We start from the raw sequence: 24,280 nt of genomic DNA, 5'->3' as shown, positions 1-24,280 counted from the left end.
ACGAAAAAATACCAACAATCAGACCCTGCTGCGAACTATCGAACTGCACGAAATGGGGCAAACTGGCGTTGCAGGCCGTCCCATTCAAGCCAGCATCTGGCCGATCCGGTGCCAAACACCATCGGGGACGTAGAGCAGCAAGCCTGTCATGGTCAGGTAGCGTGCGCACTTGCCGATGGCCATATAGGCCACGCTGGGCCAGAACGGCAACTTGAGCCAGCCCGCCAGGGTACACAGGGGATCGCCCACGAGGGGCAGCCAGGCCAGCAGCATGGTCTTGGCGCCATAGCGGGCCAGCCAGCGGAACCAGCGCGTATCGCGCTCCTTGGCGAACGCCTGCTTGGCGCGGTAGCCCATCCAGTAGTCGACGATGCCGCCCAGGGTATTGCCCAGGGTGGCGACGCCGATGGCGGCCCAGAACAGCGCGGGATTGGCCTTGATCACGGCAAACACGGCCGGCTCCGAGCCGAGCGGCAAGAGGGTAGCGGAAATAAAGCTGATCAGAAAGACCGATGTCAGCCCGACTTCCGGTGCTGCGATCAGCTGCAGCAGCCAGGCGATTGCGGATTCGATCATGGAACACTTCGCGATGCGGTAAGGCTCTCCATTATAATGAAGAGCAGCCTGGGCGCCGCACACATCGCGCCGGCTGGCAAAGGCAGACCCGCCCGCAGTTCCACAGAGCATTATTGTCGCCAGGCTATCCGCCGCCGCGCCGCCGCTATCGACAGACACGCTCCAGACCCTTTCTGGCCCAGAATCACTTGCTTGCAGACTATGAACATCGACTACCTCAAGAAAATCCTGACCGCCCGCGTCTATGACGTCGCCACCGAAACGCCGCTGGAACTGGCCCCTGCCCTGTCGCAGCGCCTGAACAACCAGATTTACTTCAAGCGCGAAGACATGCAAAGCGTGTTCAGCTTCAAGATTCGCGGCGCCTACAACAAGATGTCCAAGCTCAGCGAAGCGGAACGCAAGCGCGGCGTGATCTGCGCCTCGGCCGGCAACCATGCCCAGGGCGTGGCCCTGTCTGCCGCCCGCATGGGTTGCCGTGCCGTCATCGTCATGCCGACCACCACGCCGCTGGTGAAGGTCGAGGCGGTCAAGGGGCGCGGCGGCGTGAACGTGGAAGTGGTGCTGCACGGCGAGTCGTACACGGATGCCTACAACCATGCGCTGACTCTGGAAAAGGAACAGAAGCTGACCTTCGTGCACCCGTTCGACGACCCGGACGTGATCGCGGGCCAGGGCACGATCGGCATGGAAATCCTGCGCCAGCACGCCGGTCCCATCCACGCCATCTTCGCGCCCATCGGCGGCGGCGGCCTGATCGCCGGCATTGCTGCCTACGTAAAACAGATTCGCCCCGACATCAAGATCATCGGCGTGCAAAGCGTCGACTCGAATGCCATGGCCCGCTCGCTGAAGGCGGGCGAGCGCGTGACCCTGAACGACGTGGGCCTGTTCGCCGACGGCACGGCCGTGCGCCTGGCCGGCGAGGAAACCTTCCGCCTGGTGCAGGCGTATGTCGATGAAATCATCACCGTCGACACGGACGCCATCTGCGCCGCCATCAAGGATGTGTTTACGGATACGCGCAGTATTCTGGAGCCGTCCGGCGCCTTGGCCATCGCCGGCGCCAAGGCCTATGTGGAACGGGCCAGCCTGACCAAGCACCCCGTCAACAATGAAACCCTGGTCACCATCGCCAGCGGCGCGAACATGAATTTCGACCGGCTGCGCTTCGTGGCGGAACGGGCCGAACTGGGCGAATTCCGCGAAGCCGTGTTCGCCGTTACCATGCGCGAACAGCGGGGCAGCTTCAAGCGCTTCTGTTCGCTCATTGGCGCGCGCAACGTGACGGAATTTAACTACCGCATCAGCGATGAAAAAGCCGCGCACGTGTTCGTCGGCATTCAAATTGCCGACAGGCATGAATCCAGCGTGCTGGCGAAGACCTTCGAGGAACACGAATTCAAGACCCTCGACCTGACCCACGACGAACTGGCCAAGTCGCATATCCGCCACCTGGTGGGCGGCAAGAGCCGGCTGGCGCAGGACGAGCTGCTGTACCGCTTCGAATTCCCCGAACGCCCGGGCGCGCTGATGCGCTTCCTAGACAGCATGGCGCCGAACTGGAATATTTCCCTGTGCCATTACCGCAGCCAGGGCGGCGACGTGGGCCGCATCCTGATCGGCCTGCAAGTGCCGCCCGATGAAATGGGAGAATTTGCCCGCTTCCTCGATACCCTCGGTTACCGTTATTGGGATGAGAGCAGCAATCCCGTCTACAAGCTGTTTTTAGGTTAGTTCTAACCCAGGCGAACAAGCTGGGGTCAGACCCGACGGGTCTGACCCCGAAATAGGCTACCATGCGTGCTTGACTGAATTCACGCCACACGACCATGACCACCACCAACGACCTCGCCGAACAATCCCCGCTGGGAAAAAGCTCCGCCTACCGCACCGATTACGCGCCGGAATTGCTGTTTCCGATCCCGCGCCAGGGCAAGCGCGACGAGCTGGAACTGCACGGTACATTACCGTTTTTCGGCCTCGATATCTGGAACGCCTACGAACTGTCGTGGCTGAACCAGCGCGGCAAGCCGCAGGTGGCCATTGCCAAGGTCAGCGCGCCGGCCGATTCGCCCAACATCATCGAATCGAAATCGTTCAAGCTCTACCTGAACTCGTTCAACCAGACCAAGCTGGACAGCCCGCAAGCCCTGCTGGCAGTGCTCAAGCAGGATTTGTCGAATGGTTTCGGCGCGCCCGTGCAAGTGGAACTGACCTTGCAGGAAGATTTCGGCAAGCTCAAAATGGGCGAGTTCGACGGCGTGCTGCTCGACCGTCTGGACCTGGAAATCACGCAATACACGCCCTCGCCGCTGCTGTTGAAGGCGGCGCTCGATGAGGCGCCCGTGGAAGAAAAACTGGTGTCACATTTGCTCAAATCGAATTGCCTGGTGACGGGCCAGCCCGACTGGGGCAGCGTGCAGATCGCGTATGCGGGGCCGCAGATCGACCAGGAAAGCCTGTTGCGCTACCTGATCGGTTTCCGCGAACACAATGAATTCCACGAGCAATGCGTGGAACGCATCTTTGTCGATATCTTGCGTCAGTGCAAGCCCCAAAAACTGTCCGTGTATGCGCGCTATACGCGCCGCGGCGGCCTCGACATCAATCCCTGGCGCAGCAACTTCAGCACGGGAGCGATGCCGGGCAATCTGCGCAACGCGCGCCAGTAACGCTAGGCAACACCGCGCAACACCCCAAAACCATGCCAACAGGAATGTTGGCTGTGTTTTAAAACAACGTTGCAGTAGTGCCGCAGAGCATGTCAAAGACGCTGAAAAATCGGAAAATCGGCATTCGGCGGCGGAAAAACCGGCGCGCCGCGTGTTTTTAATCAAGAAATAGCCGATACACGCCGATGTTATTTTTTTGCTAAAATGATGGTCACATTGGCTGTAGCGCCCACTGCGCCCGCAGCGGACGTATACTGTTGAGAATTGGCGTTACAGGCCGCGAAAACAGGCCTATAATTCGGCTCGCAAGCCCTCTGCGCATTGCACCATTTCATTGAGTGTCATGACTAATCTTAGCAAAATATTATCCCTCGAAAACGTCCTGCTGGATCTGGAAGTTTCCAGCAAGAAGCGCGCCTTCGAGCAAGCCGGCCTGATCTTCGAAAACAATTACGGCATCGCCCGCTCTACCGTCTCGGACAATCTGTTTGCCCGCGAACGCCTGGGCTCGACGGGCCTGGGCCATGGCGTGGCCGTGCCGCATGGCAGGGTCAAGGGCAGCAAGACCTTGAAATCGCCGCTGGGCGCCTTCGTGCGCCTGGCCGAACCGATTCCGTTCGAATCGCCTGATGGCAAGCCCGTCAATCTGTTGTTTTTCCTGCTGATTCCCGATCATGTCACCCAGCAACATCTGGAAATCCTGTCGGAAATCGCCGAAATGTTTTCCGATGATGCCTTCCGCACGGCATTGGCCACGGATCCGGAACCGAAATCCGTGCATTCGCGCATCGTCAATTGGCAACCCAGTCTGCAAGCGGCGGGTTAAACTTCAGGTATTCCTCCACTCCTGAAGAAGACTGCCATGTTGCAAACGCCGCTGACGATACAACGCCTGTACGACGATAATCGTGAAAGTCTGCAACTGGGCTGGTTCGCCGGCTTCCCCGGCGGCGAGCGCCTGATCTCCGGCGACGTCTCGTCGGCCGCCGACCAGGTGGGCCACTTGAACCTGATCCATCCGGGCCGCATCCAGGTCTTTGGCCACCAGGAAATCAATTACTATCAGCGCCTGAAGGTCAATACGCGCACCCACGTGATCGGCGAACTGATCGCCGGCGGTCCGCCCGCGCTGATCATCGCGCAAGGGCTGGAAACGCCGCCCGACATCCTCGCCATCTGCGACGAGCAAAACATCCCCCTGTTCTCCACCCCGCTGCCGGCCGCGCAAGTGATCGACTTTCTGCGCGTCTACCTGTCGAAAAAACTGGCGCAGCGCATCATCATGCATGGCGTGTTCATGGACGTGCTGGGCGTGGGCGTGCTGATCACGGGTGATTCGGGCCTGGGCAAGAGCGAGCTGGGGCTGGAGCTGATTTCGCGCAGCCACGGCCTGGTGGCCGACGACGCCGTCGAATTCTCGCGCATCGCGCCGAACATGATCGAAGGCCGCTGCCCGCCCCTGTTGCAAAACCTGCTGGAAGTGCGCGGCCTGGGCTTGCTCGACATCAAGGCCATCTTTGGCGAAACGGCCGTGCGCCGCAAGATGCGCCTGAAACTGATCGTGCACCTGGTGCGCCGCAACGCGCTGGAAGAAGAAGTCGAGCGCCTGCCCTTCCTGTTTCCCACGGAAGACGTACTGGGCTTGCCCGTGCGCAAGGTCGTCATCCCCGTCGCCGCCGGCCGCAACATCGCCGTCCTGCTGGAAGCGGCCGTGCGCAACACGATTCTGCAGCTGCGCGGCATCGATACCTTGCAGGAGTTCATGGAACGGCAACGCCTCGCCATGAGCGGCGATTAGCAACGTAGGTCGGATTAGCGGGGCCGCCGAGGTGGGGCAAGGCCCCGCGTAATCCGACAGCATTGTTGGCGCGTGCAGCAAAGAAATATCACAGCCCAAATTGCAATAATTTGTAAAGATAATTGCATCGGGAGCGCGGTGCCGGTCTTTATTGTATGATCGGGCTATGCATATCGTCCTTATCACCGGAATATCCGGCTCCGGTAAATCCGTCGCGCTCAATGTGCTGGAAGATACCGGCTACTATTGCGTCGACAACCTGCCGCCGGCCTTGCTGCCGAGCCTGGTGCAAACCTTGCTCGACGAAGGCACGCCGCAACTGGCCGTCGCCGTCGATGCGCGCAGCGCCGAATCGCTCGTCAGCTTGCCGCACAATGTCGCGCTGTTGCGCGACCAGGGGCATGACGTCAAGGTCATGTTCCTGACAGCCACCACGCATTCGCTGGTGGCGCGCTTCTCGGAAACGCGGCGCAGCCATCCGCTGTCGCACGAGTTGCGCCCGAACCAGAATCCGGCCAGCCGCCGCACCCTGATCGAGTGCATCTCGGAAGAACGCGAACGCCTGTCGGCCATCGAACAGCTGGGCCATGTGATCGATACCTCGGAACTGAGCGCCAACAAATTGCGCGCATGGATCAAGGATATCGTCGCCTCAGAGCGCGCGCCGCTGACCCTGTTCTTCGAATCGTTCGCCTTCAAGCTGGGCGTGCCGCTCGATGCCGATTTCGTCTTCGACGTGCGGGCCTTGCCCAATCCCTATTACGACCTGGCCCTGCGCCCGCTCGACGGCCGCGACGCGCCCGTGATCGCTTTCCTCGACGCACAGCCGAGCGCGCTGGAGCTGCTGGCCGACATCCGCGCCTTCATCGAGAAATGGTTGCCGTCGTTCAAGTCCGACAACCGCAGCTATTTGACGGTGGCGCTGGGCTGCACGGGCGGCCAGCACCGCTCCGTGTACATGGCGGAACGGCTGGCGCAGTATTTCGGCCCCAAAGAAAGAGTCGTACTGCGCCACCGCGAGCGTTCTTAATCAGTCCAGGTGGCGCAGCGGATGGGCTTGCGCCGGCCAGACGGGGGCGAAGAACCGCGCCACCATGGCCGCGTCGACCCCGTCCAGGCTGGCAGGCTGCCAGCGCGGCGCATTGTCCTTGTCGACCACCAGCGCGCGCACGCCCTCGAGCACTTCGCCATGTTCGAAATTGTGGCGCACCACCGTGCGCTCCATGCGCAGGCAATCGGCCACGCCCAGGTGGGCGCCCCGCTGCAGCAACTCCAGGGTCACCGACATCATCAAGGGCGAGCGCAAGCGCATGGCCGCCAGCGCCTTCGCCGCGAATGCGCCGTCATCCTGCGCCAGCGAGGCCATGATGGCGGCCACTGAACCCGCGCTGAAGTGGCGGTCCAGCGCCGCGCGCGCCGTGGCCAGGAGGGAAGCGCCCGCCTCGGCCTGGAATGGTGCCGCCAGTGCCTTGATAGCGACCGGCAAGCCTTCGCCCGGCGTGGACTCGAACAGGGCCAGCAGCGCCCCCATCTGCGCCTCGGGCAGGTAGACATCGGCCAGGCCCGTGTAGAGGGCGTCGGCCGCGTTGATCGTCAAACCCGTCAAGCCCAGGTACAGGCCCAGCTGACCCGCCAGACGGGACAAAAAGTAACTGCCGCCCACATCGGGGAACAGGCCGATATTGACTTCCGGCATGGCCATGCGCGTGCGGCCCGTGACGATGCGCAGGCGGTTGCCGGGCCCCGCTTGCGCCACGCCCATGCCGCCGCCCATCACCACCCCATCCATGACGGCGATATACGGTTTCGGATAAAAATGGATCAAATGATTTAAAGCATATTCTTCCGTAAAGAAATCTTCCAGCAAGGCGCTGCCGCCCTGCGGCGTGGCCAGGCCCGCATCGTAAAAGAAACGGATGTCGCCACCCGCGCACAGGGCTTTTTCGCTGCTGGAGCGGATCACCACGGCGTCCACCTGCGGATCGTCGCGCCATGCCAGCAAGGCCGCGCTCAGGGCGCGCACCATCTCCAGCGACAGGGAATTCAAGGCTTTCGGACGGTCGAGCACGATGTGGCCCGTGCGGTGGCGGATGGAAATCTGGACGAGGTCGCTCATGGCAGGCAGGAAAGAAGTGAAAGTGCAAACATTCTAGCGCCTGCGCGGCGAACATTGCGTTTCGCTGGACGCAAAAAAGGGCGCAATGTGCGCCCTTAGTTGATCACAGCCGGTTGAAAGTCGCGGGCCGCTTAGGCGGGGGCGAATTCTTCTTCCGAACTGTCTGGCAGATGCTTGATCGCCTCTTTACCGTGCCCTTGCACTTTGGTTTTGTATTTCATCACTTGCCTATCGAGCTTGTCGATCAGGGTATCGATCGCGGCATACAGGTCGTGTGCCAGGCTTTCCACATAGACAGTTTTGCCACTCAGACGCAGGTTGACTTCGGCCTTTTGGCGTTTTTCTTTCTCTTTGAGGTTGTCGACGGTCAGAATCACGGCGATATCGATAACTTGATCGAAATGACGTTTCACGCGCTCCAGCTTCGTTTGTACGTATTCACGGATGGCTGGTGTCACTTCGATATGATGTCCGCTGATGGTGAGATTCATACACACTCCTAAAGATGATCGGGTTCGTGCGGTCCATCGTATCCGGCCCGCAGAGGAACCGAAAAAAACTTACAAACACTTACGCAGGCTCACTGGCGGAATTTTTAACGCTTCCCGGTATTTGGCAACAGTACGTCGCGCAATCACCATGCCTTGTTCCCCCAGCATGTCCGCAATCTTACTGTCGGATAAAGGATTTTTAGGGTCTTCTGCTCCTGTCAGTTGCACGATCAATGCCCGTATCGCCGTCGATGACGCTTCGCCCCCCGCTTCGGTGGCGACGTGGCTACCAAAGAAATATTTCAACTCGAACATGCCGTGCGGGGTCAGCATGTACTTTTGAGTTGTTACCCGCGAGATAGTACTCTCGTGTAAACCCAGTGTATCAGCTATTTCACGGAGCACAAGGGGGCGCATGGCAACAGCCCCATGCGAGAAAAAGTTCTTTTGTCTTTCTACTATCGCCTGCGCCACGCGCAGAATCGTGTCGAAGCGCTGGCGCATATTCTTGATCAGCCACTTGGCTTCCTGCAACTGTGCACCCATGGCACCCTCGCCCTTGCCCTGCTTGAGCAAGTTGGCGTACATGGCATTGACGCGCAGGCGCGGCATGACGTCGTTGTTCAGGGTCACTTGCCAGCCATTGCGCGCGCGCTTGACGACGACGTCGGGCACCACGTAATCGGACACGTCCGCAGCGAACACGGCGCCCGGATGCGGGTTGCACTGGCGAATTACCGTCTGCGCTTCACGCAAGTCTTCATCGTCGCAATCGAGGGCTTTTTTCAGCTTGTTGAAATCGCGCTGGGCAAACCAGGCCAGGTGCTTTTCCACGATGACGAGGGCCATGCGCCGCGTCACCATGGCGATGTGCGGCAAGCGCTTGATTTGCAGCGCCAGGCATTCGGACGCATTGCGCGCGCCCACGCCCGGTGGATCGAAACTTTGCAGCAGCGACAAGGCCGTGCGCATCTCGTCGGCATCGATTTCCAGCTCTTCCGGCAGGCGCGCCAGGATGTCGTCGAGCGACTCTTCCAGGTAGCCATTGTCGTCGAGCGCGTCGATGATCAGCTCGACCAGCGCGCGGTCGCGCAATTCGAGCACCGTCACGCGCATCTGCTCCATCAGGTGTTCGCGCAGGGTGCAGTGATGGGCCTCCAGTTGCGGGCGGGAATCTTCGTCGTCGGGCGCCTTGCCCCGGCTCGCCTCGCTCCAGTCGCTGTCGCCGCCATCCGCGGCGGCCGGGCCCTCGCCCGCCTCGCCGTCAAAGGTTTCCGCTTCGGCCGGCGCCGCGGGCGCCTCCTGGCCTGGCGGCTGGGGCGGCGCTTCGGCCGGCGCGGCCGTGGAGCTCAAGGCCCCGTCGGACAGCAGGCGCAGCGAACGGTCGAGCGGATCGTCGAGGCGCTCGAGCAAGGGATTGTCCGTCAGCAGTTGCTCGAGTTCCTGGTGCAATTCCAGAGTAGACAATTGCAACAGGCGTATCGATTGCTGCAACTGCGGCGTCAGTGCCAGGTGCTGCGAAGTGCGCAGCTGCAATGATTGTTTCATTGGCTTACATGCGGAAGTGTTCGCCCAGATAGACCCGGCGTACCGACTCGTTCGCGATGATGTCGTCGGGGCGTCCCGACGCCAGTACCGAGCCCTGGTTGATGATGTAGGCACGGTCGCAAATACCCAGCGTCTCGCGCACATTATGATCGGTGATCAGCACGCCGATATTGCGCTCCTTCAAGAAGCGCACGATGCGCTGGATCTCGATCACGGCGATCGGGTCGACGCCGGCGAACGGTTCGTCGAGCAGCACGAAACGGGGATCGGTGGCCAGGGCGCGGGCGATTTCCACGCGGCGGCGCTCGCCGCCCGACAGGGACAGCGCCTGGTTCTCGCGCAACTTTTCAATCTGCAAGTCGGCCAGCAGTTTATCCAGGCGTTCCTCGATCTCGGCCTTCTTCAAAGGACGGCCTTCGACGGTCTGGATTTCCAGCACGGCGCGGATATTGTCTTCCACCGTCAGCTTGCGGAACACGGACGCCTCCTGCGGCAGATACGACAGGCCCATCTGTGCGCGGCGGTGGATCGGCAGGCTGGAAATGTCCACGCCGCTGATGTCGATGCTGCCGCCATCCGACGGCACCAGGCCGACGATCATGTAGAACGAGGTGGTCTTGCCTGCGCCGTTCGGGCCCAGCAGCCCCACCACTTCGCCGCATTCGACTTGCAGCGAGACATCATGCACGACTTGCCGCTTGCCATAGGTTTTCTGCAGTCCGCGAACGATCAGGGTGCTGCCGCAACGGGTATTGTCCATTATTTCGTTCCTGGCACAGGTGTGGCAGGCGCTTTCTCCGCCGCGGGCGCCTTGGTCTTCGGCTGGATCACCATGCGCACGCTGCCGCCGTCGGAGGTGCTGGTGCCGCTGTCGGAATTTTCCATCTTGAATACTTCCTTGCGGCTGTCATACGAGATGAAGGCGCCATTGGCCACGTCGGTCACTTTCGTGCCTTCCAGGCGCGTCAGCTTGGCCTTGGAAAACAGTTTCACCACTTCCGTCTTGTTGTCGTATTCCACGCGCTCCGCTTCGCCTTCGACCCACAGGTCGCCGGCGCCATCGCGCTTCTGGCGGAACGTGGCCAGCTTGCCGGGATCGGCCCAGAAGGTGATGAACTGGTAGCCTTGCGGGTCTTCCGTGATCAGGGCCCGGCCCGCCTTCATGGTCAGCGTGCCCTTGACCAGCACGACGTCGCCCGTCAGGGTACGAATCTGCTTGACGTCATCGACGTGGCCGCTACGCGCCGTGATGACGGCTTCCTTCTCGGAATCGGCCTTCTCGGCATGCGCCACGCCCATGAGGGCCAGAGAAAATACGCTCAACAGCAAGATGTTCTTCATAGTATGGTTTCCTTGTTTCATTCTGTCATTTTGCCGCCGCGGCCGGGCGCGGTTTCGGCGGGAGTACCATGCGCAAGGCATTCTGCACTTCCACCACGCCGGTGGCGTTATTGGCCTTCATGCCGATACCATTGATGCGCGAGGCGCCCGTCAGGATATCGACAGGCACGTCCGTTTCCATTCTTTCTTCGTCCGGAAACACCGTCAGCGCTTCCGTCCTGACCGTCAGGTTCTGCGCCTTCGGACTGGCCACGCGGTCGATCACGACCTTGCGGTGCAGTTGCAGCCGGGTATTGTCCTGGTCGATATGCGCCAGTTCCGCATTCATGTTCAACGGCGGCATGCCCGGCGTCAGCTTGCGCACGAAGGGCTGGTCGATATCGGACGAATCGTCGGCCGGATAATGCGTGAGCTTGTTGCCCGACACGATATAGCTGGGCTTACCCGTCAAGTCCATGCGCACCAGGCTGAAATTGGTGATGAAATAGTCGGGCTCACCCAAATTCTTGCTGGCCTTGATGTCCTGGCCATTCTTGTTCATCACTTCAAGCAGCCAAAAGCTGGCCAGCGCGACGACGACCGCGCCCAGCAGGGTAAAAATCATGCGCCAGCGATGGGCGCCTCCTGGCTTACGCATAGGGTTTCACTCTTTCATAGGTCACTGGCGGCAAGGCGCACCTCACTCCAGGAACGGCGCCATGACGCGCGCATAGTTGTCCTGGGCGCGCAGCAGGAATTCGCAGATTTCGCGCACCGCGCCGCGGCCGCCGCCGGCCTGCGTCACATGGTGCGCCAGGCCCTGCGCTTCCGGACGCCCGCCCGGCACGCTGACGGCAAAGCCCACGCGACGCAGGATGGGCGCATCGATGACGTCGTCGCCGATGTAGCCGCATTGCTCTTCCGTCAAGCCCGTCAGCGCCAGCAGTTCGCGAAACGGCGTCAGCTTGTCGTGACCGCCCTGGTGCACATGGGTAATGCCCAGGTCTTGCGCGCGGCGTGCCGTGATGGCCGAGCGGCGCGCGCTGATGATGGCCGTCTGCACACCGGATTCCTGCAGCAGCTTGATGCCCAGGCCATCATACACATTAAACGTTTTCATCATTTCGCCATCGGGGCCGAAATGCAGGCTGCCGTCGGTAAGCACGCCGTCGACGTCAAAGATCATCAGTTTGACCTTGGCCGCGCGCGCCAGGTTGTCCGCTACGCTCTCCATCAGATCACCTTCGCTTGCGTCAGATCATGGATATGCAGGGCGCCCACCAGCTTGCCGTCGGCATCGACGACCAGCATCTGGTTGATGCGGAACTGTTCCATCACGGCCACGGCATCGACAGCCAGGCGTTCGGGCGCGATGCTGCGCGGCTGCGCATGCATGACGTCGCGGATCGCCACTTGCGTGAAGTCCTGCACGCGCTCGAACATGCGGCGCAAGTCGCCATCCGTAAACACGCCCACGGGGCGGTTGTCCGCATCGACGACGGCCGTCATGCCCATGCCCTTCTTCGTCATTTCTTCCAGCGCCTGCAGCAGCGAGGCGTCCACGGGTACTTTCGGCACCCGTTCGCCGCTGCGCATGACGTCATGCACGTGCGTAAGCAGGCGACGGCCCAGGGCGCCGCCCGGGTGCGAGCGGGCGAAATCTTCTTCCTTGAAGCCGCGCAAGTCGAGCAAGGCCACGGCGATCGCATCGCCCAGAGCCAGGGTGACGGTGGTGCTGGCCGTCGGCGCCAGATTCAGCGGACAAGCCTCTTTTTCAACAGAAATATCCAGGTGCACATCGGCCAGCTGGGCCAGGCTGGAATTCGGTTTACCCGTCATGGAAATCAGTACGCCCCCCATGCGCTTGACGACGGGCATGATGGCCATCAGTTCGGACGACTCGCCCGAGTACGAGATGGCAATAAAAGCATCGTCCGAGGTGACCATGCCCAGGTCGCCATGGGCCGCTTCGGCCGGATGCACGAACAGGGCCGGCGTCCCGGTGGAAGCGAGGGTGGCGGCAATCTTGCGCGCGATATGGCCGGACTTGCCGATGCCCGAGACGACGACACGCCCCTTGCACTGCAGCAGCAGCGCCACGGCGCGGCCCACGCTGTCGTCCGTTGCCAGGCGCGCGTGCAGCGCATTGATGGCGTCGGACTCGATCTGCAAGGTGGTGCGGGCCAGCGCGACGGCGCGCTCGGTCGTCGCTTGCATGTCAATTCGATCAAAAGCTTTCAGCATTGTTTTTTCATGGGTTACACTCATGCCCAAAGTATAAACGAATTAGGAAAGCAAAAAACTTGCCAGTCACAACAAACAACGATTTCCATTGACCGTACCGGGCAACCCATGTTTTCCTCGCTTGAACTGACCCTGATGTTACTCGGCAGCGCCGTGCTGGGCGTGGTCGCTTTCAGAATGTTGCATTTGCCGCCCATGCTCGGCTATCTGGCCGTTGGCATCGTTATCGGCCCCCATGCGCTGGGCCTGGCGGCGGAAAACGAAGCCAGCCATACCCTGGCCGAGTTCGGCGTCGTCTTCCTGATGTTTTCCATCGGGCTCGAGTTTTCTTTGCCCAAGTTCCTCGCCATGCGGCGCATCGTTTTCGGCCTTGGCATGGCGCAGGTGGTCACCACCATCATCGCCACCGTCGTCTTCGGCTGGTTCGTCGGGCGCTACCTGTCCGCCTACATCCACCTGAGCTGGCAAGCCGCGTTCGCCCTGGGCGGCGCGCTGGCCATGTCGTCGACGGCCATCGTCTCGAAAATGCTCACGGAGCGGCTGGAACTCGAAAGCGAACACGGCCGCAAAATCATCGGCATCCTGCTGTTTCAGGACCTGGCCGTCGTGCCCCTGCTGATCCTGATTCCCGCCCTCACGCGCGATTCGGACAACCTGGCCGAAACCCTGGCCTGGGCCGGCGGCAAGGCCCTGGTCGTGCTGATCTTGCTGCTGTTCCTCGGCCAGAAGATGGTGCGCGGCTGGCTGACCATCGTCGCCAAGCGCCGCTCGCAGGAATTGTTCATGCTCAATCTGCTCCTGATCACCCTGGGCGCGGCCTGGATCACGGAGCGCGCCGGGCTGTCGCTGGCCCTGGGGGCGTTTGTGGCCGGCATGCTCATTTCCGAAACGGAATTCAAGCACCAGGTGGAAGAGGATATCAAACCGTTCCGCGACGTGCTGCTGGGCCTGTTCTTCATCACCGTCGGCATGCTGCTCAATATCCGCGTGGTGCTTGATAACTGGTGGCTCGTCCTGCTCTTGCTGTGCGGCCCCGTGCTGCTGAAATTCACCCTGATCGCGGGCCTGGCCCGGCTGTTCGGCTCATCGACAGGCGTGTCATTGCGCACGGGCCTGGCGCTGGCGCAGGCGGGCGAGTTCGGCTTCGTGCTGCTGAATCTGGCTGGCGGCATCAAGCTGATGGACCCGTTCGTCGTACAGGTGGTGCTGGCCTCGATGGTGCTGTCGATGCTGGTGGCGCCCTTCCTCATCGCCAAGTCGGACGCCATCGTCATGAAACTGGCTGCCAACGACTGGATGATGCAATCGCTGGCGCTGACGAAGATCGCCACGCGCACGATGGCTTCGCAGAAACACGTGCTGATCGCCGGCTTCGGGCGCAGCGGGCAAAGCCTGGCCACCCTGCTGGCGGAAGAAAAGATCGAATACCACGCGCTGGACCTGGACCCGGAACGGGTGCAGGAAGCGCAGCTGGCCGGCGCCCACGTCTCGTATGGCGACGCGGGCCGGCGTGAAAGCCTGGTGGCGGCCGGCATCTACCGGGCCAGCGCCGTGGTGATCACGTATGCGAATACCCCCTCGGCACTGAAGTTATTACATTTACTCAAAGAAATGGCGCCGACCTTGCCCGTCATCGTGCGCAGCCACGACGATACCGACCTCGACCAGCTGAAAAGCGCGGGTGCGGCCGAAGTCGTGCCGGAATTGATGGAAGGCAGCCTGATGCTCGCTTCGCACGCGCTCATCATGATGGGCGTGCCCCTGCGCCGCGTGGTGCACCGGGTGCAGGCGGCGCGCGAGGAGCGCTATGCCTCGCTGCGCGGCTATTTCCACGGTTCCAGCGACGCGGGCGACGATGCCGAACTGGAGCGCCTGCATACGGTCACCGTCAGCGAAGGCGCGCACTGCGTGGACTTGCCCTTGAGTGCGATCGACGTGGCCGGCTGCGGCGCGTTTGTGACGGCCATCCGCCGCGGCCGCGGCAGCCTCGATGTCAGCCCCGAAACGCGGCTGGCCAGCGGCGACGTGGTGGTGCTGCGCGGCACGGCCGACGCCGTGGCCAAGGCCGAAACCTTGCTATTGAAATAATCAGCCGATCTTGCTCAGCTGCTCTGCGGCTGCCAGCTGACGACCTTGTTGCGGCCATCGGCCTTGGCCTGGTACAAGGCATGGTCGGCGTGCGCCACCAGTTGCTGCGCCACCGTTTCGATCGGGAGCAGCGCCGCGTCCGCTTCAAGGCTGGCCACGCCGATCGACACGCTGACCCACGCTTGCGCGCTGCCCGGCAAGTCGAACATGGTGCCGGCGATGCTGGCGCGGATGCGTTCGGCAACAAACGTGGCGCTGTCGAGGTCGGCGTCGATCAGCAGCACGACGAATTCTTCGCCGCCGAAGCGGCCCAGTGCATCGGAGCGGCGCAATTCCGTGCGGATGCGCGTAGCCACTTCGCGCAGCACTTCATCGCCGCCCTGGTGGCCATGCTTGTCATTGAACAGCTTGAAATGGTCGATATCGATATACATGCATGAGATGCAATAATTCTGGCGCCGCGCGCGGGCGATTTCTTCCAGCAGGCGGCGGTCGATATAGCGGCGGTTGTAGACGCCCGTCAGGGAATCGGTCAAGCCGATGTATTTGAGCATTTCATTGCTGATCACGTTTTCCAGGCAAATGGCGATGATGGACGCCATGTGCTTGATGAAATCCGTGCCCAGCGCGGGCGTAAAGCGCGTCACGTCGCTGCTGGCCAGGTTCAGGCTGCCGATCAGGCGCTTGTTGCGCAACAAGGGCACCAGCGCCACGCTGCGCAGAGATGCGATCTGCGGAAAACGCGGGCCATGCACGGCCGCGTCGAAGGCACCGAGCAACGGCGATGGCGGCAAGGCCGCTTCGCCCTCGGCCGCCGGCACCGGCGACGTAAACCCCAGCTCCGCCACGGCATGCACGAACAGCAACTGCGGGAAGGCGCTGAAATCGACGCCCAGCTTTTCCATCACCAGCACGATATCGTCATCCTCGTCGAGCAGGCTCAAGGTGACGCCGTCGAGGTCGGAAATCACGGGCAAGGTGCGGAAGATGGTGCCGATCAACTCGGGAAACGTGGACGCGCTGACGATTTCCAGGTCGAACGCCTGGTGGCGGCACATGATGTCGTGGTTGCGCTCGACCTGTTCCAGCAGGAAAGCCATGCGCGCGCGCAAGGCCTGGTTTTCGGCTTCGAGGCTGGCAATGCGCGGGTCCGGCGGTATTGCTTGATTCATAGAAACCTTAAACCCTTGTGTACGGGCGCCATGCTTAAAATGCCAGTTCGAAACCGATGTCCTGCCCCACCACGATACGCTCATCGCCGCCTTCGGTGACGATGGCGTTCATGCCGAAGCAGATGGCGCCGTCGAGTTCGGGCTTGGCGCGATAGCCATGCATGACGTCGAGCGGATCCGGGCCGGGCACGCCCGTGGCCTGGTCCACCGACGGGATCGGGCAGCGCGAACACGGCTTGACGGGTTTCAAGGTCGTCGCGCCCAATTGCAGGAACGCGGCGTAGTCTTCCTCGAAGGCGCCGATATCGCCGATGACGAGGTTGGGCCGGAAGCGGTTCATCGGCAGCGGTTCACGGCCGGCGGCGCGCAGCTTGTCGTTGACATCGGCCAGCGAGGCGGCACCCGCGATCAGCACCGGGTAGCCGTCGGCAAACATGGTCGAGGCGGCAACGCCATCCGTCCATTTGGTGCTCGTGGCGCGCACCACGTCCGGGTGAAAGCGCGCGAGGCGGCACGGCACGCCGATGGCCTGGGAAAACCACGTCGCCGTCACCTCGTCGCAATCGTAGGCGCGCACGGTATCGTCCCACACCTGCACCTCCAGCATCGGTGCCAGTTGCGGATGCGGCAAGCCCAGCTCGATTTCCAGGCGCAGCATGCCCGGCGCGCGCAATTCCAGCGTGCTGGCCTTGATGGATGGCACGATCAGCGCCATGCGCGGATGCTCGCGCTGGGTCAGAAAGCGGCCCTGCGGGTCGACCACCATCCATTCGCGGTCGAACACGTGCTCGCTCATCAGCCCTGAGCGCGTCAGGACCGCCTCGCGCAAATGGATGCCGGCGCACGATTTGATCGGATACAGGATGATGTCGGACAGGATAGCCATGGACAGGGGGAGAAGGAACAGTGTTGCTGCTTCTGCCAGGAAATTATTCAGAAGCGAAGTATGGCAGCAAAGCGGGCAAGCGTAAATCAGCCAGATTCAGCCAATGAGGCTGAATCTGGCGCGGTCATGATCAATACGTGTAGAAAATACGCTGGATTTCTTGCGTGCTGTTGGTTTTGGTCAAGGCCAGCATCAGCAGGATGCGGGCTTTTTGCGGGTTCAGGGTGTCGGATACGACACTGTCGAGTTCATCGTCGTTGGCTTCGCCATTGCGCGCCACGATGCCCTGGCCGACGCGGCTCGAACGCACGATCAGCACGCCCTTCTGGCGCGCTTCCACCAGGGCCGGCTTCATTTGCGCGGCCACGCTGCCATCGCCCACGCCCGCGTGGATGATGCCCTTGGCGCCGGCGGCAATGAAGGCGTCCATGCCGACACGGTTCATGTTGGCATAGCCGTAGACGATGTCCACTTGGGGCAAAGCGTCGAGCTTGCTGATGTCAAATTCCGATTCCAGGGTGTGCTTGCGCGTCGACTGGCGATAGAAGAAAGGCTTGCTGCCCTGGATGTAGCCGAGCATGCCCAGTTCCGGCGACTTGAAAGTGTCGGTGGTGGACGTGTTCGTCTTGGTCACTTCACGCGCCGCGTTGATCTGGTCGTTCAAGGCCACCAGCACGCCCTTGCCCACGGCTTCCTTGCTGCCGGCCAGCAACACGGCGTTGTACAGATTGATGGGGCCGTCAGCCGAGATGGCCGTCGACGGACGCATGGCGCCCACCACCACGACCGGCTTGTGGCTTTTCACGGTCAGGTTCAGGAAATACGCCGTTTCCTCGATGGTGTCGGTGCCGTGCGTGACGACCACGCCATCGACATCGTTCGAGGCCAGCAGCACGTTGATGCGCTTGGCCAGGGCCAGCCAGTGGCTGTTGCCCATGCTTTCGCTGGCGATCTGGAACACTTGCTCGCCTTTCACATTCGCCACTTTCTTCAATTCCGGCACGGCCGCGATCAGGCGCTCGACGCCCACGGTGGCCGAGGTGTAGCCGACGGTGGTGGTGCTGTCGGCGCCGCTGCCGGCGATGGTGCCGCCCGTGGCCAGGATCACCACATTCGGCAATTTGACGGCCGCCTGCTGCGCGCGTGCGGGGGACGCGGCAACAAAGCCCATCAGCAAGGTGGCCAGCATCAGCTGTGCACAAGAATGGAATTTGCGTGAAAACATGGTGCTCCTGTTCGGTGATGTGTCAAAGATAACAAAGTCGTGTGCAAATTATATGTCATCAGTGCTACAAAAAAGCCCCGATTGACGCGTTCAGCGCAAACGTGCGCGCCTTCCCATGCGCTACAGTGGCGCCATGTCCACACTCCCGTCCTTCCGCTCTTGCCTCGTCCTGCCGTTCGTCCTGATGGCGCTGGGCGCCTGCTCCACGCAGGTCGAACTGCGCACGGCGGCGCAGCAGGAGCAGTGGGGACGTGAAGCCGCTGGCCAGGGCGACTGGGCGCAAGCCATGCGCAGCTACGCGGCCGCGGCCGAGAATGCCGAACTGGGCCATGGCGATGCAGCTTGGCAGGCGCGGCTGCACCACGAAGCGGGACGCGCCGCCAGCGCCGCCTGCCGCTACGATGCGGCCGCATTTCATTTCCGCCAGGCTATCGCGCTGGCAAAGCAGGCCCGTACATCGAGCGCCCTCAGCGACAAGACGCTGGCATCGCTACAGGCCGGCAAACCTTGCGCAGTTCCCCCATGAACGTCGCGCACACCTTGCTGGCAGCATCCACCCTCCTCGCCGCCATGGCGCCGGCGCGCGCCGTTGAACAACCGCTGCCTTTATGGGAAGCGGGCGTCTTCGGCGGCACAGCCGTCACGCCCGCCTATCCGGGCGCCAGCGAACGCTCGACGCGCAGCCTGGCCCTGCCCTATCTGATTTATCGCGGGAAAGTATTGCGCGCCGACCGTTCCGGCGTGGGCGCGCGCCTGCTTGATACGGATCGCCTCGACTTCGATATCGGTTTTGCCCTGTCCTTGCCGGCCCGCTCCAGCGATGTACCGGCCCGGCGCGGCATGCCCGACCTGGGCACCTTGGTGGAATTTGGCCCGCGCCTGAAAATCAAGCTGGCCGAGCCGACGCAGCACAGCCGCCTGGGCCTGGAACTGCCCTTGCGCGCCGTCATCGAAGCGCGCGGCGGCCTGCGCCGCCAGGGCGCCACGTTCGAACCGCGCCTCGTGTACGCGCTGCAAGGCGAGGGGCAGGCATGGCATGTCGATGCCAGCGTCGGCGCCGTGCTGGGCAATGCCGCCATCAACGATTACCTGTATGGCGTCAGCCCCGCGTTTGCCACCGATGGGCGCCCCGCGTATGCGGCCAAAAGCGGGCTGATGCTCACCCGTCTGGGCCTGGGCGGCTCCTACCGGCTACAGCGGGACTGGCGCGCCTTTGCCTTTTTACGCTACGACAATTACACGGGCGCCGCCAACCGCGCCAGCCCCCTGCTGCGCCAGAACAGCGGCACCTCGGCCGGCATCGGCCTGATGTGGACGTGGCAGCGCTCGGAGAGCCTGACACGGGGCCACGACGATTAGAGAACCAGCTGATGGCAGACATGCTGGCCATCCGGGCAATAAAAAACCCTGCAAATCAATGACTTGCAGGGTTCGTTGTCGCCCCGTATGGGACCGGCGTAGGGATTAGACGTTGAACAGGAAGTTCAGCACGTCGCCATCCTTGACCACGTATTCCTTGCCTTCGGCGCGCATCTTGCCCGCTTCCTTGGCGCCCGCTTCGCCCTTGTAGGCGATGAAGTCGTCATAGGCGATGGTTTGCGCGCGGATGAAGCCGCGTTCGAAGTCGGTGTGGATCACGCCGGCCGCCTGTGGCGCCGTGGCGCCCACGGGGATGGTCCAGGCGCGCACTTCCTTCACGCCTGCCGTGAAGTAGGTTTGCAGGCCCAGCAGCTTGTACGCGCCGCGGATCAGGCGGTCCAGGCCCGGCTCTTCCATGCCCATATCGGCCAGGAAGGCGCCCTTGTCGGCGTCGTCCAGGTCGGCGATTTCCGCTTCCAGCGCCGCGCAGATGGCGACGATGGGGGCGTTCTGCGATTGCGCATACGCCGTCAGCTGGTCCAGCAGCGGATTGTTGGTAAAGCCCGTGTCGGACACGTTGGCGACGAACATGGCCGGCTTGGCCGTGATCAGGCACAAAGGCTTGATCAGTTCCATTTCGTCGGCGTCCAGGCCCATGGCGCGCACGGGTTTCGCGTCGTTCAGGTACGGCATCATGCGTTCCATGATGGCCAGCAGCTTGGCCGCATCCTTGTCGCCCGAGCGGGCTTTCTTGTTTTCGCGGTGGATAGCTTTTTCCACGGTACCCATGTCGGCCAGCGCCAGTTCGGTCTGGATGACTTCGATATCGTCGAGCGGGTTGATCTTGCCGGCCACGTGGATGACGTTGTCGTCTTCGAAGCAGCGCACGACGTTGACGATGGCGTCCGTTTCGCGGATGTGCGACAGGAACTGGTTGCCCAGGCCCTCGCCCTTCGATGCACCGGCCACGAGGCCGGCGATGTCGACGAATTCCACGATGGCGTTGACCATGCGTTCCGGCTTGACGATGGCGGCCAGCGCATCCATGCGCGGATCCGGCACTTCGACGACGCCGACGTTCGGCTCGATGGTGCAGAACGGATAGTTTTCAGCCGGGATACCGGCTTTCGTCAGTGCATTGAACAGGGTGGACTTGCCGACGTTCGGCAAGCCGACGATACCGCATTGGAGACTCATGGAAAACCTTTAAATAATCAATATTGCCGGCAAGCGGCTGGTGCAAAACGGCCGTTGCGGGCGTTTTCTGGATAATCTTGCTGTATTCATGCTCTAGGGGTCAATTGTACCTCTATGCACCCTACTCTTCAAAAAAACCGCCCTGGCGACCTTAACTGTCGCCATCCCCGTCATCCGGCTGCGACGCATCGAATTCCAGGATGTCGCCGGGCTGGCATTCGAGCATCTCGCAAATTTTCGACAAGGTATCGAAACGCACGCCGCGCACCTTGCCCGATTTTAAAAGGGACAGGTTCTGCTCCGTGATGCCGATAAAGGCAGCCAGTTCCTTCGATTTCACTTTTTTCCTGGCCAGTACCAGGTCGAGGCGCACGACGATACCCATCAGATGAACCCGCTGTTTTCATCGGCCAATCTCTGGCCTTCATGCAGGATTTGCGCCAGCGCAAAGAAAACTGAACACAGCAGCAAGGTCCACAGGTCGCCGCCCGTGATGTCGATAACCAGGCGCAACTGGCGCGTTCCCTCTTCCAGCAAGCCAAACAGCATGCCGCGCACGGTGGGTTCCAGCAAAGTCAGTACCGTTCCCAGCAGCAAGCCGCCGGCGAAGCGGCGAAAGTGGCGCGCCACCTGCGGCGTAAAAAACACGCCCTGCTCGAACTGGCGCAAGACCAGGGCCAGCTGGCGCACGGCATCGCCCAGCACGCACAAGGCCGGCAAGGCCAGCGCCAGACCCAGCCCCCGCTGCCACAGGGGCATGGCTGCCAGGCGCGCGAATGGCTGGCTCTGCAATTGCAGCAACAGTTCATACATGCCTGCGCCGCCCAGGCTGCCTTGCGCGGCCGGCGCAGGCGCCAGCCAGCCCAGCACCGTCAGCAGCAGGTACAGCACAAAGAATCCCGAAACGCCGTAGCGCACGCGCCGGCTCAGCGCCGCCGGTCCCGTTGGATTTTTTTTCATCTTTAAAAGTATACGAAAGTGTCAAGTGTGGTTAGAATAAATTATCGTAAAACAATAATTAAATCATGTTTTGCGACCATTTTAACATATTCACCTCACCCTATCGACTGGAGACTCCATGAAAACCCTGCTTGCCGCACTCGTTTGCAGCACCACCTTGCTGCTGAGCGGCGCCGCCCGCGCCCATGACTTGAACGCCATGCTGCAGCAGGCGCTGGCCGACAAGAGCGTACCGGCCATGGCGATGCTTGTCATTCGCGACGGCAAGATCGAGGCACAGGCGCAGGCTGGCGTACGGGCCAATGACGGCAACGATGCCGTGCGCGCCGATGACGTGTGGAATATCGGCTCCAACGGCAAGGCCATGACGGTGACCCTGATCGCGCGGCTGGTGGAACGGGGCGTGCTGTCGTGGGATGCGCCGCTGTCAACCATGCTGCCCGCGCTGAGTGCCGGCATGCGCGCCGAATACCGCGACGTCAATCTGATGGATCTGCTGTCGCACCGCGCCGGCCTGCCGCCCAATCCCGATGAAGCGTGGATCGATTCCACCTACGCGGACACGCGCCCCTTGCCGCTGCTGCGCCAGGAGTACGCGCAGCGCGCGCTGGCCGACGCGCCCGTGGCCGCGCCGCGCGGCGAATCGCATTACTCGAACAGCGGCGCCATGATCGCCGCCGCCATCGCCGAGCGTGTCACGGGCAAAACGTACGAGGAATTGATGCAGGCGGAAGTGTTCGGCCCTCTGGGCATGCGGGCCGCCTTCGGTTTCACGGTGCGCGGACAGAATCTGGGCCACAAGGAAAACAAGCCGATCGCCGGCTTGATGGCCAGCAATCCGCTGATGATGGCGCCCGATGGGGAAATTCACCTGAGCATGCAAGACTGGGCAAAGTTTGCGCTCGATCAACTGCATGGCGAACAGGGCAAGGGTAGGCTGCTGAAACAGGAAACGTATGTCTTGCTGCACACGGCGCAGGGCGACACGCATGCGGCCTTGGGCTGGGGCGTGATGCACTTCCCGCCCCAGGCGCCGCAGCGTGTACTCACCCACCTGGGCTCGAACGGCTACTGGCACGCGCTGATCGCGCTGGCGCCCGGCAGCGGCGACGGCCTGCTGATCGCCGCCAACGCGGGCGACGGCAGCAGCGCCCAGGCCAGCCAGCAGCAGATGGCGAAAACCATCATGGCCGGCTTCGGCAAGGCGGGAAAATAATTACGCGGTGTGCAGCTTCATCGTCGCCGCCTCGAACTTGCCCTCGACGATCTGCGGCATGACCTGCAGGGATTTGTCGATCGCCTGCTCGATCAGCTCCTGGTCTTCGCGGCGCGGGCGGTGCAGCACGAAGTCGGCCACCTGCTGCTGCAGGCTCAGGGTGCGCGGGTGGCCGATGCCCAGGCGCAAGCGCCAGTAATCCTGCGTGCCCAGCGCGGCCGTGATGTCTTTCAAGCCATTGTGGCCGCCGGCCGAGCCGCCCTTTTTCAGGCGCGCAATGCCGGGCATCAAATCGAGTTCGTCGTGCACGACGAGCACTTCATCGGCGGCAATCTTGAAAAAGCGCGCCAGCGCGCCCACGGACTGGCCCGAGCGGTTCATGAAGGTCAGCGGTTCGAGCAGCCAGACTTCGTTGCCGCCAATCGACGTTTTCGCCAGCATGGCGTTGTAGCGCGAATCGCGCTGCAGGCGCGTGCCGGGCAGGCTGTTGGCAAGATTGTCCACCAGCCAGAAGCCGGCATTGTGGCGGGTTTGTTCGTATTCGGGTCCCGGGTTGCCGAGGCCGACGATCAGGCGTATGGGCATGGCTGTGTCTGCAATGTAAAAGAAAGCATTATCGGTGAAAACAGGCAGAAAAAAACCCGCGCGGCGAACCTGGCGGGTTTTTCCTTGCCACTACCGCATTGCTGCGGCGGCAAAATTACTTCTTGTCGGCTTCAGCAGCAGCGGCTTCGGCTTCAGCAGCAACGTGGCCAGCCGGTACCGAAGCGGTAGCGATGGTCAGGTTGGCGCCGTGGGTGACAGCGGTCACGCCAGCTGGCAGGACCAGGTCGCCAACGTGCAGCGAGTGACCGACGTCGATGTTCGACAGGTCAACGTTGATGAATTCTGGCAGTTGGCCTGGCAGGCACGAAACTTCGATTTCGTTGGCTACGTGGCTGATGGTCGCGCCGTGCAGTTTGACTGCCGGGGAAACGTCAGCGTTTACGAAGTGCAGCGCCACTTTTACGTGGATAGCTTGCTTAGCGTCAACGCGCTGGAAGTCAGCGTGCAGAACCAGTTGTTTGTATGCGTGGACTTGGAAGTCGCGCAACAGAACTTGCTGGGAAACGCCGTCGATTTCCAGATCCAGGATCGACGAGTGGAACACTTCTTTTTTCAACGCGTGGTACAGAGCGTTGTGATCCAGCGAGATCAGCACCGGGGCTTCAGCGCCACCGTAGACGATACCAGGGGTTTGGCCGGAAATGCGCAGGCGGCGGCTCGCTCCGGAACCTTGCAATTCGCGTTTAAATGCGATAACTTTCATGTGAAACTCCAAGAAGAACAAGGCTTGCGCCTTGTGTTATGAGGACTCCCGCGACCAGGAATCCTCGAAAATGGGTGCAAAACACCCCGAAAACTAAAAC

Annotated in this window: 26 protein-coding genes; 9 read left to right on the top strand and 17 right to left on the bottom strand. The window is 61.9% G+C overall.

Features of this window, described 5'->3' with window-relative positions; all coding sequences use genetic code 11:
* Nucleotides 1-84: 84 nt before the first annotated feature.
* On the bottom strand, nt 85-576 hold the full coding sequence (locus JAB8_RS27135; protein WP_070221645.1) for a YqaA family protein: 492 nt from the start codon (nt 574-576) through the stop codon (nt 85-87).
* A gap of 201 nt (nt 577-777) precedes the next feature.
* Between JAB8_RS27135 and ilvA the strand changes: the two genes are divergently transcribed.
* The 5 genes from ilvA to rapZ all read left to right on the top strand — a co-directional run bounded on the left by ilvA (nt 778) and on the right by rapZ (nt 6,079).
* Nucleotides 778-2,313 (top strand): threonine ammonia-lyase, biosynthetic, encoded by a 1,536-nt coding sequence (ilvA, locus tag JAB8_RS27130; protein WP_034753344.1) that lies wholly within the window; start codon nt 778-780, stop codon nt 2,311-2,313.
* 95 nt (nt 2,314-2,408) lie between these two features.
* Entirely contained in the window at nt 2,409-3,251 is an 843-nt protein-coding gene (queF, locus tag JAB8_RS27125) for an NADPH-dependent 7-cyano-7-deazaguanine reductase QueF (protein WP_070292357.1), read from the top strand.
* A gap of 343 nt (nt 3,252-3,594) precedes the next feature.
* A complete protein-coding gene (locus tag JAB8_RS27120; protein WP_034753339.1) occupies nt 3,595-4,077 on the top strand; it encodes a PTS sugar transporter subunit IIA in 483 nt (160 codons plus the stop codon).
* A 36-nt stretch (nt 4,078-4,113) separates the two neighbouring features.
* On the top strand, nt 4,114-5,049 hold the full coding sequence (gene hprK / locus JAB8_RS27115; protein WP_034753337.1) for an HPr(Ser) kinase/phosphatase: 936 nt from the start codon (nt 4,114-4,116) through the stop codon (nt 5,047-5,049).
* Nucleotides 5,050-5,215: 166 nt separating this feature from the next.
* On the top strand, nt 5,216-6,079 hold the full coding sequence (rapZ, locus tag JAB8_RS27110; RefSeq protein ID WP_070221648.1) for an RNase adapter RapZ: 864 nt from the start codon (nt 5,216-5,218) through the stop codon (nt 6,077-6,079).
* On the opposite strand, the gene JAB8_RS27105 is transcribed toward rapZ, so the two are convergent.
* The 8 genes from JAB8_RS27105 to JAB8_RS27070 all read right to left on the bottom strand — a co-directional run bounded on the left by JAB8_RS27105 (nt 6,080) and on the right by JAB8_RS27070 (nt 12,768).
* Nucleotides 6,080-7,165 (bottom strand): enoyl-CoA hydratase/isomerase family protein, encoded by a 1,086-nt coding sequence (locus JAB8_RS27105; RefSeq protein ID WP_070292356.1) that lies wholly within the window; start codon nt 7,163-7,165, stop codon nt 6,080-6,082.
* Nucleotides 7,166-7,296: 131 nt separating this feature from the next.
* Nucleotides 7,297-7,656 carry a ribosome-associated translation inhibitor RaiA gene (gene raiA, locus JAB8_RS27100; protein ID WP_070292355.1) on the bottom strand — a complete coding sequence of 120 codons (360 nt, stop codon included), beginning with the start codon at nt 7,654-7,656 and terminating at the stop codon, nt 7,297-7,299.
* A gap of 69 nt (nt 7,657-7,725) precedes the next feature.
* On the bottom strand, nt 7,726-9,204 hold the full coding sequence (locus tag JAB8_RS27095; RefSeq protein WP_070221651.1) for an RNA polymerase factor sigma-54: 1,479 nt from the start codon (nt 9,202-9,204) through the stop codon (nt 7,726-7,728).
* 4 nt (nt 9,205-9,208) lie between these two features.
* Nucleotides 9,209-9,964 carry an LPS export ABC transporter ATP-binding protein gene (gene lptB / locus JAB8_RS27090; protein ID WP_034753325.1) on the bottom strand — a complete coding sequence of 252 codons (756 nt, stop codon included), beginning with the start codon at nt 9,962-9,964 and terminating at the stop codon, nt 9,209-9,211.
* A complete protein-coding gene (gene lptA / locus JAB8_RS27085; RefSeq protein ID WP_070221652.1) occupies nt 9,964-10,545 on the bottom strand; it encodes a lipopolysaccharide transport periplasmic protein LptA in 582 nt (193 codons plus the stop codon). The genes lptB and lptA overlap by 1 nt, the downstream gene beginning before the upstream one ends.
* Before the next feature lie 25 nt (nt 10,546-10,570).
* Nucleotides 10,571-11,182: an LPS export ABC transporter periplasmic protein LptC gene (lptC, locus tag JAB8_RS27080; RefSeq protein WP_070221653.1), complete on the bottom strand. Its 612-nt coding sequence runs from the start codon at nt 11,180-11,182 to the stop codon at nt 10,571-10,573.
* A gap of 42 nt (nt 11,183-11,224) precedes the next feature.
* Nucleotides 11,225-11,758: an HAD hydrolase family protein gene (locus JAB8_RS27075; protein ID WP_070221654.1), complete on the bottom strand. Its 534-nt coding sequence runs from the start codon at nt 11,756-11,758 to the stop codon at nt 11,225-11,227.
* Nucleotides 11,758-12,768, bottom strand: a complete 1,011-nt coding sequence (locus tag JAB8_RS27070) for a KpsF/GutQ family sugar-phosphate isomerase (protein WP_083287963.1) — start codon at nt 12,766-12,768, stop codon at nt 11,758-11,760. The genes JAB8_RS27075 and JAB8_RS27070 overlap by 1 nt, the downstream gene beginning before the upstream one ends.
* A 108-nt stretch (nt 12,769-12,876) precedes the next feature.
* Between JAB8_RS27070 and JAB8_RS27065 the strand changes: the two genes are divergently transcribed.
* Complete coding sequence (locus JAB8_RS27065; protein WP_070292354.1) at nt 12,877-14,856, top strand: monovalent cation:proton antiporter family protein; 1,980 nt, start codon at nt 12,877-12,879, stop codon at nt 14,854-14,856.
* 14 nt (nt 14,857-14,870) lie between these two features.
* On the opposite strand, the gene JAB8_RS27060 is transcribed toward JAB8_RS27065, so the two are convergent.
* From JAB8_RS27060 to JAB8_RS27050, 3 genes are all read right to left on the bottom strand, one after another.
* The gene (locus JAB8_RS27060) at nt 14,871-16,028 is read right to left on the bottom strand and encodes a DUF484 family protein (protein ID WP_070292353.1); all 1,158 of its coding nucleotides are present in this window, start codon (nt 16,026-16,028) and stop codon (nt 14,871-14,873) included.
* 34 nt (nt 16,029-16,062) lie between these two features.
* On the bottom strand, nt 16,063-16,914 hold the full coding sequence (locus tag JAB8_RS27055; protein WP_070292352.1) for an MOSC N-terminal beta barrel domain-containing protein: 852 nt from the start codon (nt 16,912-16,914) through the stop codon (nt 16,063-16,065).
* Nucleotides 16,915-17,044: 130 nt separating this feature from the next.
* Nucleotides 17,045-18,139, bottom strand: coding sequence for a type II asparaginase (locus JAB8_RS27050; RefSeq protein WP_070221658.1), 1,095 nt, complete (start codon nt 18,137-18,139; stop codon nt 17,045-17,047).
* 133 nt (nt 18,140-18,272) lie between these two features.
* Between JAB8_RS27050 and JAB8_RS27045 the strand changes: the two genes are divergently transcribed.
* Together JAB8_RS27045 and JAB8_RS27040 are read left to right on the top strand one after the other, a co-directional pair.
* Nucleotides 18,273-18,665 carry a hypothetical protein gene (locus JAB8_RS27045; RefSeq protein ID WP_139143200.1) on the top strand — a complete coding sequence of 131 codons (393 nt, stop codon included), beginning with the start codon at nt 18,273-18,275 and terminating at the stop codon, nt 18,663-18,665.
* A complete protein-coding gene (locus JAB8_RS27040; RefSeq protein WP_070292350.1) occupies nt 18,662-19,498 on the top strand; it encodes a MipA/OmpV family protein in 837 nt (278 codons plus the stop codon). Before JAB8_RS27045 ends, JAB8_RS27040 begins: the two co-directional genes overlap by 4 nt.
* 105 nt (nt 19,499-19,603) lie before the next feature.
* On the opposite strand, the gene ychF is transcribed toward JAB8_RS27040, so the two are convergent.
* From ychF to JAB8_RS27025, 3 genes are all read right to left on the bottom strand, one after another.
* Nucleotides 19,604-20,695, bottom strand: a complete 1,092-nt coding sequence (gene ychF, locus JAB8_RS27035) for a redox-regulated ATPase YchF (protein WP_070292349.1) — start codon at nt 20,693-20,695, stop codon at nt 19,604-19,606.
* Between the two features lie 151 nt (nt 20,696-20,846).
* Complete coding sequence (locus JAB8_RS27030; protein ID WP_034778346.1) at nt 20,847-21,080, bottom strand: helix-turn-helix transcriptional regulator; 234 nt, start codon at nt 21,078-21,080, stop codon at nt 20,847-20,849.
* Nucleotides 21,080-21,655 (bottom strand): hypothetical protein, encoded by a 576-nt coding sequence (locus JAB8_RS27025; RefSeq protein ID WP_070292348.1) that lies wholly within the window; start codon nt 21,653-21,655, stop codon nt 21,080-21,082. Before JAB8_RS27025 ends, JAB8_RS27030 begins: the two co-directional genes overlap by 1 nt.
* 118 nt (nt 21,656-21,773) lie before the next feature.
* Here JAB8_RS27025 and JAB8_RS27020 point away from each other — a divergent pair, with 118 nt between their 5' ends.
* Nucleotides 21,774-22,871 carry a serine hydrolase domain-containing protein gene (locus tag JAB8_RS27020; RefSeq protein ID WP_070221671.1) on the top strand — a complete coding sequence of 366 codons (1,098 nt, stop codon included), beginning with the start codon at nt 21,774-21,776 and terminating at the stop codon, nt 22,869-22,871.
* Here the strand turns inward: JAB8_RS27020 and pth are convergent, their stop codons facing one another.
* Both pth and JAB8_RS27010 read right to left on the bottom strand, forming a co-directional pair.
* Nucleotides 22,872-23,456, bottom strand: a complete 585-nt coding sequence (gene pth / locus JAB8_RS27015; RefSeq protein WP_034753275.1) for an aminoacyl-tRNA hydrolase — start codon at nt 23,454-23,456, stop codon at nt 22,872-22,874.
* A 115-nt stretch (nt 23,457-23,571) separates the two neighbouring features.
* Entirely contained in the window at nt 23,572-24,180 is a 609-nt protein-coding gene (locus JAB8_RS27010; RefSeq protein ID WP_070221672.1) for a 50S ribosomal protein L25/general stress protein Ctc, read from the bottom strand.
* Nucleotides 24,181-24,280 lie beyond the last annotated feature (100 nt).

The organism is Janthinobacterium sp. HH106 (genome assembly GCF_001758725.1).
GTDB lineage: Bacteria > Pseudomonadota > Gammaproteobacteria > Burkholderiales > Burkholderiaceae_D > Janthinobacterium.
The sequence above is the reverse complement of the archived record's forward strand: the minus strand, read 5'-3'. Positions and strand labels throughout refer to the sequence as shown.

What these genes read in the sequence shown, in the direction of transcription:
- lptC (WP_070221653.1), bottom strand. Translation starts at nt 11,182, where the DNA reads ATGCGTAAGCCAGGAGGCGCCCATCGCTGGCGCATGATTTTTACCCTG.
- JAB8_RS27135 (WP_070221645.1), bottom strand. Translation starts at nt 576, where the DNA reads ATGATCGAATCCGCAATCGCCTGGCTGCTGCAGCTGATCGCAGCACCG.
- ilvA (WP_034753344.1), top strand. Translation starts at nt 778, where the DNA reads ATGAACATCGACTACCTCAAGAAAATCCTGACCGCCCGCGTCTATGAC.
- JAB8_RS27045 (WP_139143200.1), top strand. Translation starts at nt 18,273, where the DNA reads ATGTCCACACTCCCGTCCTTCCGCTCTTGCCTCGTCCTGCCGTTCGTC.
- JAB8_RS27060 (WP_070292353.1), bottom strand. Translation starts at nt 16,028, where the DNA reads ATGAATCAAGCAATACCGCCGGACCCGCGCATTGCCAGCCTCGAAGCC.
- JAB8_RS27025 (WP_070292348.1), bottom strand. Translation starts at nt 21,655, where the DNA reads ATGAAAAAAAATCCAACGGGACCGGCGGCGCTGAGCCGGCGCGTGCGC.
- JAB8_RS27010 (WP_070221672.1), bottom strand. Translation starts at nt 24,180, where the DNA reads ATGAAAGTTATCGCATTTAAACGCGAATTGCAAGGTTCCGGAGCGAGC.
- JAB8_RS27070 (WP_083287963.1), bottom strand. Translation starts at nt 12,768, where the DNA reads ATGCTGAAAGCTTTTGATCGAATTGACATGCAAGCGACGACCGAGCGC.
- lptB (WP_034753325.1), bottom strand. Translation starts at nt 9,964, where the DNA reads ATGGACAATACCCGTTGCGGCAGCACCCTGATCGTTCGCGGACTGCAG.
- rapZ (WP_070221648.1), top strand. Translation starts at nt 5,216, where the DNA reads ATGCATATCGTCCTTATCACCGGAATATCCGGCTCCGGTAAATCCGTC.
- lptA (WP_070221652.1), bottom strand. Translation starts at nt 10,545, where the DNA reads ATGAAGAACATCTTGCTGTTGAGCGTATTTTCTCTGGCCCTCATGGGC.
- hprK (WP_034753337.1), top strand. Translation starts at nt 4,114, where the DNA reads ATGTTGCAAACGCCGCTGACGATACAACGCCTGTACGACGATAATCGT.
- JAB8_RS27020 (WP_070221671.1), top strand. Translation starts at nt 21,774, where the DNA reads ATGAAAACCCTGCTTGCCGCACTCGTTTGCAGCACCACCTTGCTGCTG.
- JAB8_RS27030 (WP_034778346.1), bottom strand. Translation starts at nt 21,080, where the DNA reads ATGGGTATCGTCGTGCGCCTCGACCTGGTACTGGCCAGGAAAAAAGTG.
- JAB8_RS27095 (WP_070221651.1), bottom strand. Translation starts at nt 9,204, where the DNA reads ATGAAACAATCATTGCAGCTGCGCACTTCGCAGCACCTGGCACTGACG.
- pth (WP_034753275.1), bottom strand. Translation starts at nt 23,456, where the DNA reads ATGCCCATACGCCTGATCGTCGGCCTCGGCAACCCGGGACCCGAATAC.
- queF (WP_070292357.1), top strand. Translation starts at nt 2,409, where the DNA reads ATGACCACCACCAACGACCTCGCCGAACAATCCCCGCTGGGAAAAAGC.
- raiA (WP_070292355.1), bottom strand. Translation starts at nt 7,656, where the DNA reads ATGAATCTCACCATCAGCGGACATCATATCGAAGTGACACCAGCCATC.
- JAB8_RS27065 (WP_070292354.1), top strand. Translation starts at nt 12,877, where the DNA reads ATGTTTTCCTCGCTTGAACTGACCCTGATGTTACTCGGCAGCGCCGTG.
- ychF (WP_070292349.1), bottom strand. Translation starts at nt 20,695, where the DNA reads ATGAGTCTCCAATGCGGTATCGTCGGCTTGCCGAACGTCGGCAAGTCC.
- JAB8_RS27040 (WP_070292350.1), top strand. Translation starts at nt 18,662, where the DNA reads ATGAACGTCGCGCACACCTTGCTGGCAGCATCCACCCTCCTCGCCGCC.
- JAB8_RS27055 (WP_070292352.1), bottom strand. Translation starts at nt 16,914, where the DNA reads ATGGCTATCCTGTCCGACATCATCCTGTATCCGATCAAATCGTGCGCC.
- JAB8_RS27120 (WP_034753339.1), top strand. Translation starts at nt 3,595, where the DNA reads ATGACTAATCTTAGCAAAATATTATCCCTCGAAAACGTCCTGCTGGAT.
- JAB8_RS27075 (WP_070221654.1), bottom strand. Translation starts at nt 11,758, where the DNA reads ATGGAGAGCGTAGCGGACAACCTGGCGCGCGCGGCCAAGGTCAAACTG.
- JAB8_RS27050 (WP_070221658.1), bottom strand. Translation starts at nt 18,139, where the DNA reads ATGTTTTCACGCAAATTCCATTCTTGTGCACAGCTGATGCTGGCCACC.
- JAB8_RS27105 (WP_070292356.1), bottom strand. Translation starts at nt 7,165, where the DNA reads ATGAGCGACCTCGTCCAGATTTCCATCCGCCACCGCACGGGCCACATC.